Origin of the sequence: Aridibaculum aurantiacum (genome assembly GCF_017355875.1) — a bacterium.
GTDB lineage: Bacteria > Bacteroidota > Bacteroidia > Chitinophagales > Chitinophagaceae > Segetibacter > Segetibacter aurantiacus.
Window position 1 is genome coordinate 573,704 of the sequence record NZ_JAFEWC010000003.1, and the last position, 12,942, is coordinate 586,645.

General features: G+C 43.6%; 7 protein-coding genes. 3 read left to right on the top strand and 4 right to left on the bottom strand.

Annotated features, from left to right (window positions below):
- Nucleotides 1-227 precede the first annotated feature (227 nt).
- Nucleotides 228-1,289 carry an endonuclease/exonuclease/phosphatase family protein gene (locus tag J4N22_RS16005; protein WP_207496260.1) on the bottom strand — a complete coding sequence of 354 codons (1,062 nt, stop codon included), beginning with the start codon at nt 1,287-1,289 and terminating at the stop codon, nt 228-230.
- A 147-nt stretch (nt 1,290-1,436) separates the two neighbouring features.
- Here J4N22_RS16005 and J4N22_RS16010 point away from each other — a divergent pair, with 147 nt between their 5' ends.
- Both J4N22_RS16010 and J4N22_RS16015 read left to right on the top strand, forming a co-directional pair.
- Nucleotides 1,437-4,019, top strand: a complete 2,583-nt coding sequence (locus J4N22_RS16010; RefSeq protein WP_207496261.1) for a TonB-dependent receptor — start codon at nt 1,437-1,439, stop codon at nt 4,017-4,019.
- 29 nt (nt 4,020-4,048) lie between these two features.
- The gene (locus tag J4N22_RS16015) at nt 4,049-6,283 is read left to right on the top strand and encodes a DUF5689 domain-containing protein (RefSeq protein ID WP_207496263.1); all 2,235 of its coding nucleotides are present in this window, start codon (nt 4,049-4,051) and stop codon (nt 6,281-6,283) included.
- A 256-nt stretch (nt 6,284-6,539) separates the two neighbouring features.
- On the opposite strand, the gene J4N22_RS16020 is transcribed toward J4N22_RS16015, so the two are convergent.
- Nucleotides 6,540-7,778, bottom strand: coding sequence for a T9SS type A sorting domain-containing protein (locus tag J4N22_RS16020; protein WP_207496265.1), 1,239 nt, complete (start codon nt 7,776-7,778; stop codon nt 6,540-6,542).
- A gap of 211 nt (nt 7,779-7,989) precedes the next feature.
- On the opposite strand from J4N22_RS16020, the gene htpG reads away from it, so the two are divergent.
- Nucleotides 7,990-9,945 carry a molecular chaperone HtpG gene (htpG, locus tag J4N22_RS16025; protein WP_207496267.1) on the top strand — a complete coding sequence of 652 codons (1,956 nt, stop codon included), beginning with the start codon at nt 7,990-7,992 and terminating at the stop codon, nt 9,943-9,945.
- Nucleotides 9,946-10,113: 168 nt separating this feature from the next.
- On the opposite strand, the gene recJ is transcribed toward htpG, so the two are convergent.
- Both recJ and J4N22_RS16035 read right to left on the bottom strand, forming a co-directional pair.
- A complete protein-coding gene (gene recJ, locus J4N22_RS16030; protein ID WP_207496269.1) occupies nt 10,114-11,880 on the bottom strand; it encodes a single-stranded-DNA-specific exonuclease RecJ in 1,767 nt (588 codons plus the stop codon).
- A 2-nt stretch (nt 11,881-11,882) separates the two neighbouring features.
- Nucleotides 11,883-12,845, bottom strand: a complete 963-nt coding sequence (locus tag J4N22_RS16035; RefSeq protein ID WP_207496270.1) for a polyprenyl synthetase family protein — start codon at nt 12,843-12,845, stop codon at nt 11,883-11,885.
- Between the last annotated feature and the right edge of the window lie 97 nt (nt 12,846-12,942).

The window sequence follows — 12,942 nt, forward strand, 5'->3', positions numbered from 1 at the left end:
TCAAAGGTTAAGTCAAAATTCAAAAGTCAAAAATGTAAAATGCAAAATGCAAAATGAAAAACTGATTGTGCGTCAGCTGAAGTTTAGGGAAGATCTCGATTTCCAGTATCAAATCCAACTTGCCTAAAGTAAGCCTCCTTATCCATCATCCATCCTGTATCCAGCATCCACTATCCAGCATCTGCTTTCTAACATCTAACACCTAACATCTATCACCTAAGCACCAACTACCTCGCTATAGCATCCTGCTGCTTTACCTTCTTTAGCATAATTAAGTAAGTAGGAAAGTGGTCGCTATAGCCGGCGCGGTAGGTGTTTCCATCCCATGTGCGCATTGGATAGCCTTTGTAACGGCCAATGTTCTCTACCATGTATTCCTTGTTGAACACCTTAGGCATAAAGTAGAAGAAACCTTCCTGCTCTTTGCTCAGCCATGCATGGCTAACGATTATCTGGTCAAATAATCCCCAGGCGTCCTGGTAAGCCAGTGTTCCTATACCTTTTTTATAAAGGTCTACCCAAGGGTTGAAAAGACCGCTTGTCCTTACTTCCTTTTCTTTGCCTTTTGCTTTTAAAATTTGCGCTACGCTCGGACTGGTAGGATCATCATTCAGGTCGCCCATCACTACCACCTTCGCATCTGGCGTTTTGGCCATAACGCCATCTATATGTGCTTTTACCACGGCAGCTGCTGCATTACGTGCAGGCTGGCTTCTTTCTTCTCCACCACGACGGCTAGGCCAGTGGTTTACATATATATGTACGGTCTCACCATCTAATTTTCCTTTTACCCAAAGCACATCGCGGGTATGCCATGCATCTTTACTACCACCAGGAAGCTGTACATACAGCGGCGCGCTTACTTCTACGGTGAAGTATTTCGGGTTGTACAGCATCCCCACATCTACGCCACGCGCATCTTTACTATCGTAATGAACAATTTTGTAATTGCGCTGCTTGATAAGCGGGTGGTTCACAAGATCTGTAAGTACGGTATCGTTTTCAATTTCCGCTACGCCAAGTATGGCTGGTCCATCAGGCGACATTTCTGTACCGATCTGCGAGATGACGGTTGCTAAGCGTTTCACTTTATCCCAGTAAATAGAACTATTGTAATTCTTGTCGCCTGTAGGAAGAAACTCCCTGTCGTCTATAGCAGGATTTCTAACTGTATCGTAAAAATTCTCCAGGTTATAAAAGGAGATAACCGCCACTTTGTATTGAGGTTTTTGTGCTATACAAGTAGCAGATACCAGTAGGGTTAGGCAAGCAACAAATAAATTTTTCATGTGAGGTTGAATGTGCTGCAAACATACTAAACCGCCTGTAGCCCCTTAAAATCCGCCGATTAAATTATGATTAGATACCGTTAAAGTGCGCAGGTTCACTCTTACCACACTACTTTTGCCCAGCCAATTAAACCTTTTATGCTTAAAATGAAAATGCTGGTACCAGCGCTTTTTGCCCTTGTGGCAGCGCAGGCCCAGCAACCTGATCGTCCTGCAAGGACTGATACCCTCCCCGCCCGAGACTCCCTGCTTATCGAAATGAAAGACCAGATCATGGATAACATCCCTGTTATCTCGCTTGATGAAGGTGGAATGGGAGATGGGCAGAACATTTCGTCAATATTGACTGCCGGACGCGATCCTTTCTTCTCTGCTGCATCATTCAATTTCAGTGCTGTTCGTTTTAGGTTGCGTGGCTACGACAACGACCTGAACACCACTTTTATGAATGGCATTCCGATGGACAACCTGGACAATGGATTTACTCCATTTGGACTATGGGGTGGACTAAACGATGTAATGCGTAACCGTGAACTTAATCTTGGTCTGCGTCCTAATACTTTTGCTTTTGGTGATATTGGAAGTAATACCAATATAGATGCAAGAGCCAGCAGGCAAAGAAAACAGACCAGCTTTGGTTATGCGCTTTCAAACAGGGCGTATACGCATCGTTTTAATTTTACCCACAGCACCGGCATTAGCAAAAAAGGCTGGGCTTTCACCGTTTCAGGAAGCCGCCGTTGGGCCGACGAAGGTTATGTACCCGGAACCTACTACAATGGCTGGAGCTACTTTTTTGCAGTAGATAAAAAGATCAGCAACAGGCATACTTTATCATTCACAGCTTTTGGTGCTCCTACAGAAAACGGTCGCCAGACAGGTGCTGTTATGGAAGCAATGGAACTTACAGGTTCACATTACTACAACCCTGCATGGGGCTACCAGGAAGGCAAAAAGCGTAATGCTAACGTGGCAAAGACGCACCAGCCTTTCTTCATTTTCACCCACGACTTCCGTATCAACAACAGTACAACACTTACTACCGCTGCAGGTTATTCTACCGGTGAAAGAAGTACTACAGCATTGGATTGGTATAATGCTGCTGATCCTCGTCCTGATTATTACAGGTACCTGCCAAGTTACCAGCAAGATCCTGCTGTGCAGCAGCAAGCAAGGGAAGCTATAATGGCAAACCCAAACCTGCTACAGATAAACTGGCTGGCTCTTTACGAAGCTAACAGGGGCAACTGGGAAACAATCAGAAACGTAAATGGTATTGCTGGAAATGATACTTCTGGTCGCCGTTCTCGCTATGTTTTGCAAGACAGGGTAATTGCAACTAACCGTTTCAATGCCAATACTGTTTTGAATACACGCGTCAGCGATCATCTTGAATTTTCTGCAGGTGCTACTTTCCAGGCACAACGTAATAACTATTTCAACAGGGTGAACGACCTTTTAGGTGGCGCTTTTTATGTAGATCTTAACCAGTTTGCTGAAAGAGATTTCCCAAACAACCCGAACGTAAACCAAAATGACCTGAACCGCCCTAATCGTATAGTAGGTGTAGGTGATAAATATGGTCATAACTACGATATCAATGTAAGACGAGCTTCTGCATGGGCACAGGGAGTTTTCAAGTTTAGCAAGGTTGACTTCTTCCTTTCAGGAGAACTTTCTAATACTAATTTTTATAGGGTAGGTAATGTGCGCAATGGCTTGTATCCAAACAATTCATTTGGCAAATCATCAGTGAATAATTTCACCAACTATGCATTGAAAGGTGGAATGACCTATAAGATAGATGGTAGAAATTATGTGTATGCAAATGCGGCGCGATTAACACGTGCACCATTCTTCGAAAATGTTTACATAGCACCTCGTACACGTGACTTCATCCAGGACAACACTACAAGTGAAACCGTTACAAGTGTAGAAGGTGGTTATGTGCTAAATGCTCCAAGGGTAAAACTTAGGTTGAGTGGTTACTATACCAACTTCGACAACCAGATGAACGTAATGACCTTCTTCCACGACGAAGTGAGAAACTTTGTGAACTATGCACTTAGCAATATTGATAAAGTTCACTTCGGTACTGAATTCGGTATGGAAGCAAAGATTTTACCTAACGTTACTATGAATGCTGCTGCTTCAATTGGTCGTTACTACTTCAACAGCAGGCAGAATGCGATTGTAACTGTAGATAATAATTCAAGTACATTGGATGTTGATCGTGCAAGGCAAACCATTTACTCGCAGAATTTCCGTGTGTCATCTACACCACAGGAAGCGTATAGCTTAGGATTTACCTATCGCTCTCCTAAATACTGGTTCGTTAGCCTTACCGGAAACTACTTCGACCAGATGTGGTTAGAGTTCAACCCTATTCGTCGTACACAAGGCGCGGTAGATGGATTGGATCTGAATGATAAACCACAGGCTGAAATGTATCGCAGCATTATTGACCAAACCCGCTGGGATCCTCAATTCACTCTTGACTTCTTTGGTGGTTACTCATGGAAATTGCCAAGAAGATATAACCTTGGAAGCAATTCCTTCCTTGTATTCAACGGAGGCGTAAGCAACCTAACTAACAACCAGGATATCATCACCGGCGGCTTCGAGCAACTGCGCTTTGACTTCGCCACAAGGAACGTTAACAAGTTTCCTCCAAGGGTATTCTACTCTTTTGGCCTTAACTACTTTGTTGGCGTAACCTACCGTTTCTAAACTCTTAAATAAAAAAGTAAAACCAGAATATGAAAAATAGATTTTCGTTGGTGGGACTGGCAAGCCTGCTGATAGTACTTGCTACAGCGCTGGCTATTTCCAGTTGTAAAAAAAGGTTTGATGAGCCCGCTACATTCGCTCCTGTTAACATTGACACCAACACCACCATCAGGCAATTGAAAAACCTGAGCCCTTCAAGTGGACAATTGATAGAGATAACCAATGATGTTGTTTTTAAAGGACGTGTAACAGCAAATGACAGAAGCGGTAACATTTACAAAATGATTTACCTGCAGGATGAATCTGCAGCTATCGGTATTGAGCTGGACGCTACTGGTTTGTACAACCAATATCCACTCGGCCGCGAGGTGTATGTAAAAGCTAAAGGCCTTTACCTGGTAAATGAAGCAGGTATGCTGAAGCTGGCTACAAGAACTGTAGTTCAGGGAACACCTACTGTTTCAGCTATTCCTTCTACACTTATAGATCGTTATATAGTAAGAGGTGAGCTGAAAGATCGAGTAGAGCCGGTAGATGTAACGCTTGCTCAACTGGACAACCTAAGCCAGTACCAGAGCATGCTGATCCGCCTTACAGATTTTGAAGTTGCCAATGCTGATCTGAATAAAACATTTGCTGATACATCTGCTAACAGGGCAACAACTAACATCAACTTCAGGAACTGTTCTGGTGGAAGCATCATTGTAAGATCCAGTGGTTATGCAAATTTTGCAGGTATCCGTGTTCCTCAGGGACGTGGTACTGTGACAGCTATTTTCACTGTCTTCAATACAACTAAGCAGTTGTTGATCCGCGATACAACAGATGTTCAGTTGAATGGTCCTCGTTGTGGTGCTGCTAATCCAAACCTGCAGGTTAAAACAATCCAGGAGATCAGGGCGCTTTATACAGGTGCTCCGGCTACCATTCCAGCTAATACAGGTATAGAGGGTATAGTAGTTTCTAACACCGCTAACGAAGCAGCTGGTAACTATCGTATTCAAGATGCAAGTGGTTCAGGTATTCAGCTTCGTTTTACTACAGCTGCTAATCCAGGTGCTGTATTAGGCGATAAATTGCTGGTTGATCTTTCCGGACTTACGGTTGAATTATTCAATGGCGACATGCAGGTGAACAACGTTTTCTCAGCTACTAAAACAGGAACAGGAACCATTACTCCTCGTGCTACTACAGTTGCAGCTATTAATACAAACCTAGCTGGTTCTCCATCTAACAATTGGGCATCTACGGTGGTTACTTTAAGTAATGTTACCATCTCCCAGGTTAGCACAAGTGGTGCTGGTACTAACTATTCAGTAACTGATGCTACAGGTTCTATCATCTCTTTTGTAAGAACAGGATTAGGAATTACGCTTCCTCCTGCTGCTTCATCATTTACGGGTTATGTATCAATTTTCAATGGTACTCCGCAAATAACCATTCGTTCTGCTGCTGATGTAGTAGCTGCTACCACACCTGAAGCTGCTGTAACAACAGCTGCAGTTACCGGTATTACTCAAACTGCTGCTACCAGTGGTGGTAATGTTACATATGCAGGTACTACCGCTGTTACTGCTCGTGGTGTTGTGTGGAGTACTTCACAAAATCCTACTGTAGCACTTAGCACCAAAACTGTTGATGGTTCTGGTACAGGTACATTTACTAGTGCAATCACTGGATTAACAGCAAACACTACTTACTATGTAAGGGCTTATGCTACCAACAGTTCAGGTACATCTTATGGCAACCAGGTAACATTTACTACAGCTGCTGCCGGTGCTAATGTTATTGAGAACTTTGAAACTGGTGCAAAGACCAATTATACTGATGCTGCTGTAGCACTTACAACAGGTTCTTGGTTCTTCACTGATGGACTTTTAGGCACTGATGCAAATGATTTAAAAGCTGGTGCTCAATCAGCACGTCTTCGTGGTACTGCAACAAAAGATGCTTCAATAAAAATGGAGTTTGATGTGCAAGGTGTACAGAAGGTAAAGTTCAAATTCGGTGGATCTACTTTCAACGAAGGAACCGACGATGCACAAGAGATCAGCGTTCAACTGAAATATTCTAAAAATGGTGGTACTACCTGGACTACACTTGCTAAAAAAGTAGGTGCAAGAGGTTCACTTACTGCCACTGAATATGATATTCCTGCTACAGCTACTGAGAATGTTAGAATTGAAATAGTCAATACTTCATTCCTGCGCTCTACTGGTAACAGGCTAAGAGTAAACATTGATGATGTAGAACTGGTGAAGTAATATTTTCTTAGGATGAAAAGGGCTGTTTCGTAAGAAGCAGCCCTTTTTGTTTGTCCTTATAATTTCGTGCTCACAAATAGCCTTTTGAAGCCTTAGACTTTCTTACATATTCCAATTACTAGCCGGAATCAAATGCAGAAAGTTCGATTCTTTCCAGGTGTGCAGGCAACGATGAAGGTGAATAATGAATAGGTCTTAGCAAACCTATTAAGTGGCACTCCCTGTTGCTTGCTTGGACTGAAATTTCATTTGAACCTTACTTCACCAACTTCAGCTGGTGTGTCTCTTCTTTGCTTAGAAGCCTAAAGATGTAAACACCCGGAGGTAGCGATGAAGGCACCTGCGTTTGCTGTGCTACGTTCGCAGGAATGGTTGCTAGTTCGCGCTGCCAAACCTTGGCACCTACAGCATTATATAATGCCATGGTTACATCAGTAAGTGTTTTTCCTGAGCGGTAGTACAACACATTGCTAAATGGATTAGGTCCAATCTTGAAGCCTTGCACAATAGGTGGAGCAGGCGGTGGCGGTGGTGGCGGAGCAATGAATACAGAAGTATCGCCGGCTATAACCGAATAACTGGAGAAAACAGGATAGTGGTCGGAGGTGTTACGTGCATTGTAATCAGGAACTACGGTTAGTACATCTTTACGTATAGCAGCAGAGCCAGCGATATACATACTGTCCATCCGCTTGTTGATGATCTGGTGATCAATAACAGTAGAGAAACCAATGGTAGAGTTCTCGCCGGCATAGCTTAGCGGCAGCGTAATGGAGCGGTAGTAATTAGCATTGTTCCGATTGGAGTCAGCAACAATGACCTGGTAAGGAGAGGTGCCAAAGCCGCTGATAGAACGGTGTAATTCATCATTATAATCACCTACAAGTATAACCGGTGTTCGACTGAAGAACTGATCGAGTGTGTCTTTTAATTCTATAGCACCATTGCGGCGGCGGGTATAGTCGGTGCTGGTAGTACCAGACTTTGCGTGAATGTTGATGACGTTGATGTTGCGCTTCTTACCATTCTTATTTACGTTGGCGTTGAGCAGGTATGGAAAACGGCCGCTAGCGAAGTTGTAATATGCATTCTGGCTGGCGCGCAACATGCCGCGTACTCTCACATTGCTCACCACATCTTTGCGGTATACATACGCCAGCTTCTGGCAGGTAAGCCAGTTAGGAAAATCGGGAGAGGCTACCGCACTGCAAAAGTCGGAAATGGTGAAGCCATAGTTAGCTCCTAAAGAATCAACTACACGGCGCATGCGCATGGTGTCAACTATTTCTCCTAAAGCATAAATATCAGCATCTAAAAATCGGAGGATACGAACAACGTTGCGCTCCTGCAGGTTCTTGTTAGGCGGTCCGGCCTCGGTTGATCCAAACCATTCTATATTCCATGAAACAATGCGTAATGCAGTGTCAGCCTGCGTTTGCGCATTTGCAACAGTGACAGCCACAACTGCTAAGCAACCAAGTAAAAATCTTCTCATATATGTAACTGCTTCCAAAACTTTACCACTCGGAGGCTGAAGCTAAAGTTCCTCAAAGATTAGCCGATGAAGTGATTGCGACGCAACGATGCTGCCATGAAAACCACTGCCCGTACCATAAATAATAATTCTGCGAAAATACAATTGCCAAGCTGTCAGTTACTGCTGCTCTGGTACTTAGTTTGATAAAAAGCTGCAAAATCTTTCTATTATGCAAAAAGGTCAGATAAGAGTTCAGACGGAGAATATTTTCCCGATCATTAAGAAGTTCCTGTATAGCGACCACGAGATCTTCCTGCGTGAGTTGGTGAGCAATGCCGTGGATGCGTCAAGAAAACTGAAGACACTTTCATCAATTGGTGAGGCAAAAGGTGACATTGGCGAGCTACGCATTGATGTAGAACTGGATGCGAAAGAAAAGACGATCAGCATTATTGACCGCGGTGTGGGTATGACACAGGAAGAGGTGGACAAGTACCTGAACCAGGTGGCCTTTAGCGGTGCAGAGGAATTTGTAAACAAATACAAGGGACAGAACGAGGAAAATATCATCGGTAAGTTTGGGCTTGGTTTCTACAGCTCGTTCATGGTGAGCGAAAGGGTAGAGGTGTATAGTAAGAGTTTTAAAGATGAACCAGGTACGTACTGGAGCTGCGATGGTAGCCCTGAGTACGAACTGTATGCGATAGATAAGGCAGATCGCGGAACTAAGATCGTGCTGCACGTAAATGAAGAAAGTAAAGAGTTTTTAGAGGCGGACAGGCTGAAAGGTATACTGGAAAAGTTCTGCCGTTTCTTACCTATTCCAATTTATTTCACTGACAAAAGTGAGAAGCAGGAAGATAAGAAGGATGATGAGATAGAAGAGATCAAGCCGATCAATAACACCAATCCAGCATGGACGAAGAAGCCTGCTGATCTTACCAAAGAAGATTACGAAAACTTCTACCGCGAGTTGTATCCTTTTGGCGAAAAGCCGCTGTTCTGGATACACCTGAACGTAGACTATCCATTCAACTTAACTGGTATCCTGTACTTCCCTAAGATCAAGCAGAGCTACGAGATTCAGAAAGACAAGATACAGCTGTACAGCAACCAGGTATTTGTAACCGACGAGGTGAAGGATATTGTTCCTGAGTTCCTGATGTTGTTGCATGGTGTGATCGACAGCCCGGACATTCCACTGAACGTGAGCCGTAGCTACCTGCAAGGCGATCCGAATGTGAAGAAGATTAACGCGCACATCACCAAAAAAGTGGCTGATAAGCTGGAAGAGATCTTCCGCAACGAGCGTCCATCTTTTGAAGAGAAGTGGGAGAGCCTGGGTCTGTTTGTGAAGTACGGTATGATGACTGATGACAAGTTCCTGGACAAGGCAAACAAGTTTTTGGTATTGGAAGATGCAGTTGCAACTAAGCCTGCTGAAGTCGCTACTGAAGTTGCTGAAGGTGAAGAGAAGCCTGAAAGCAAGTCAACAAAAGTATTCTATACACTGGAAGAATATCGCACTGCTACTGAAGCTTTGCAGAAGAACAAGGATGGCAAACTGGTGATCTTATACACCACTGATCCTGTTCAGCAAGATGCGTATATACAAGGCGCTGTAGCTAAAGGTTACAAGGTGATAAAGCTGGAAACGCTGATCGATGCAGCATTCATCAACCACATGGAAACTAAGTGGGAGAATGTACAATTTACTCGTGTAGACTCCGATATTGTTGATCACCTGATAGACAAAGGAGAGACTGCTGCCAGTGTGCTAAGTAAAGATGAAGAGGAGAAACTGAAGACATTATTTGGCTTCCCGATCTCTACGGTTCACGCTACTGTAGAAGTGAAAGGATTAAGTGAAGATGCGCCTCCTGTTGTGGCTACTCGTCCAGAGTTTATGCGCCGTATGAAAGACATGGGTGTTATGGGCGGCGGTATGGCTAGCTGGTATGCTAACATGCCAGATGAAGTAACGCTGACCGTAAATGGTAACCACAAAATTTACCAGCGCATCCTGAAGGAAGATGATACACAACTGCAGGAAAAGCAGGTGCGTAACCTTGCAGATCTTGCGCTGTTGAGCCAGGGCTTGCTGAAAGGTAGTGACCTTACCAACTTCATCAACCGCAGTGTAGACCTGCTGCAGGGAGAGAAGAATTCTGAACTGGTTGCGTAAGCAATTACTGATATAGAAAAAGCCAGCTGATGAAGCTGGCTTTTTTATTTTGTTACGGGCAGTAGAATGTGTCTCGGCATCGTTGCGTCGCACACTTGTGCTGTCAGTTGCTATTCAGCTACAGGATCATAAGGTTTGATGCTGACTGAACCATATAGATCGTTATTCTTAAGCAGTTGCCACCTCTGCCATTCTTCCTGCATTAATAGAAGAAGCACCAGCAGGTGAAGTGGTAGCAGCTTCACTCAGCCGTACATCACAAACCCGCAGTTGCAGGCTTCTTTCACCGTTCCATTCATTTACATCAAGCGTAAAAACAACATCCAGCGGACGCTTGCCAGTGAGCAGGTCAAACTTCTCTGCCATGTTAAAGCCAATACCATTGAACGTGTAGTTATTCTGGCGAAGCGAGAACTTGATGTGCTGCTCTTTTACCACGCGGCTCCATCCTGTATCTACCACGTTTTTGGCAATGAAAACAGGACGCATATTCTCTGGTCCGTATGGCTCCATCTGGTTGATGATATTGTAGAAAGAAAAGCTGAGATCGCTAAGCTGCACCTCTGCATCTATTACTATTTCTGGTATAAGTTGTTCAGGAGTTATAGTAGCACTTACTACCTCTTCAAATTTCTTTGCAAAGGCTTCAACATTCTCGGGCAGCAATGTCATTCCTGCTGCAGCAAAGTGGCCGCCGTAGCCAAGCAAATGTTCTTTACAAGCATGTATTGCTTCATAAAGATTGAAGCCCGCAACACTGCGAGCACTGCCTGCTGCTACATCTCCACTCCGGGTTAATACCACCGTTGGGCGGTAATAGGTTTCAATCAATCTTGATGCTACAATGCCTACCACACCTTTGTGCCAGTGCTCCTGGTATACTACTGTAGACTTGCGGTTTACCAGCGCAGGATCGTTCTTTATTTGTTCTAATGCTTCTTCTGTGATGCTTGAGTCTGCTTCTCTTCTGTCTGTATTATCGCTATGAAGCATCTCCGCAAATTCCATTGCTTTATCACAATCATTTTCTATAAAAAGATTGACTGCTTTTTTCGCATCATCCATTCTGCCGGCAGCATTTACCCGCGGTGCAATCATGAAAACAAGATTGGAAATATGCATGGTTTTTTCCGCCTTAGCCAATTGCATCAATGCTTTGATGCCTGCACAAGGTTTCTCATTTACCACCTTCAAACCATAGTACGCCATGATGCGATTTTCTCCTGTCATCGGTACTATATCGGCAGCAATTGCGGTAGCCAAAAGATCCATATAGCACAGGTAAGAATCCTTGCCTAAACCAAGCTCTTGCGCCATCGCCATCATCAGTTTGAAACCAACTCCACAGCCACATAATTCTTTGTAAGGATAAGCACAATCAACCTGCTTCGGGTTAAGAATTGCTACTGCTGCAGGTAGTTCGTGGTCAGGCATGTGGTGATCGCACACAATGAAATCTATACCTAGTTCTTTAGCGTATTGAATAAGCTCAATTGATTTGATTCCGCAGTCGAGAGAGACTATTAGGGTGAAGCCATTTTCTTTGGCAAAATCGATCCCTGCTTTAGATACGCCGTAGCCTTCCCTGTAGCGGTGAGGAATGTAAAAATCTACTTCGTTGTATATCTTTTTCAGGAACTGGAACATGCTGGCAACAGCCGTTGTTCCATCTACATCATAATCGCCGTAAACAAGAATTTTTTCTTTCTTATCAAAGGCTGAAAGTAGTCGATCAACTGCTTTACGCATGTCCTTCATCAGCCATGGATCGTGTAGTTCTGAAAGCTGTGGACGGAAAAAAGCCTTTGCTTTTTCAAATGTATCAAACCCCCTCTGGACAAGCATTTTGCATAAAACCTTATGCACCTTCAACGCATCCTGCAACGACGCTACTTTAGCCTCATCGGCTTTCTCTATTTTCCATCTTTTTTGCATCGTTAGTATTTTCTATCAGTAGTATATCTTACCAATTCTTCTAATCCATCTCTTACTTCTGAAGGCGGAAATGAATGCAATACAGCAAGCGCTTCATCCCGGTAGTTCAGCATTTTTTCTGTAGCGTAATCTATGCCTCCTGCTTTTACTACTTCATCAATCACAAACTTCACTTTTTCCTTTTGCTTATTCTCGTTCTTGATGATGTAAATAAGTTTTCTTCTAAGCGAGGCATCAACTTTATTCAGCGTGTAAATCAATGGTAATGTAAGCTTTTTCTCTTTTATATCATTGCCTGTAGGTTTACCCACATCCATATTGCCATAATCAAAAAGGTCATCCTTTATCTGGAAAGCTATCCCAGCTTTTTCTCCAAAGAGCCGCATCTTTTCTACAGCTGATTGATCATCAAAAGTAGTAGACGCTCCTGCAGCACAAGAGGAGGCAACCAACGATGCCGTTTTATTTTTTATGATCTCAAAATATATATCCTCTTTCAGGTTAAGGTTGCGGGCTTTTTCCAATTGTAGAAGTTCGCCTTCGCTCATAAGTTTTACAGCCTGCGAAAGCAGTTGCAAAACCTGGTGATCCCTGTTGTCAAGCGACAGTAGGAGACCTTTAGAAAGTAGGTAGTCACCTACCAGTACGGCTATCTTATTTTTCCAAAGAGCATTGATGGAGAAAAACCCGCGTCTTTCCAGCGATTCATCTACCACGTCGTCGTGTACTAGGGTAGCAGTATGCAGAAGCTCCACCAGGGAAGCAGCCCGGTACGTTTTGTCATTGATCTGGCCACCAAGTTTTGCGCTCAGTAGCACAAACATTGGTCTCATCTGCTTTCCCTTCCTTTTCACGATGTACTGCATGATCTTGTCGAGCAGGCCGACATTACTTTTTACAGCATCGCGAAAATGGATTTCAAAATCCTTTAATTCCTGTGATATTATCCGCTGAGCTAATTCCATTCTTTTTACTTGCTGCGCAAGATAATCCTTTACCTATAACTGGATTTTTTGGCAGCAAAAAAATACCCGCTTCTTGTGCAATTAATTCTACACTAAA

Coding starts and splice junctions, on each gene's coding strand:
- htpG (WP_207496267.1), top strand. CDS start 7,990: ATGCAAAAAGGTCAGATAAGAGTTCAGACGGAGAATATTTTCCCGATC.
- J4N22_RS16015 (WP_207496263.1), top strand. CDS start 4,049: ATGAAAAATAGATTTTCGTTGGTGGGACTGGCAAGCCTGCTGATAGTA.
- J4N22_RS16020 (WP_207496265.1), bottom strand. CDS start 7,778: ATGAGAAGATTTTTACTTGGTTGCTTAGCAGTTGTGGCTGTCACTGTT.
- J4N22_RS16035 (WP_207496270.1), bottom strand. CDS start 12,845: ATGGAATTAGCTCAGCGGATAATATCACAGGAATTAAAGGATTTTGAA.
- recJ (WP_207496269.1), bottom strand. CDS start 11,880: ATGCAAAAAAGATGGAAAATAGAGAAAGCCGATGAGGCTAAAGTAGCG.
- J4N22_RS16005 (WP_207496260.1), bottom strand. CDS start 1,289: ATGAAAAATTTATTTGTTGCTTGCCTAACCCTACTGGTATCTGCTACT.
- J4N22_RS16010 (WP_207496261.1), top strand. CDS start 1,437: ATGAAAATGCTGGTACCAGCGCTTTTTGCCCTTGTGGCAGCGCAGGCC.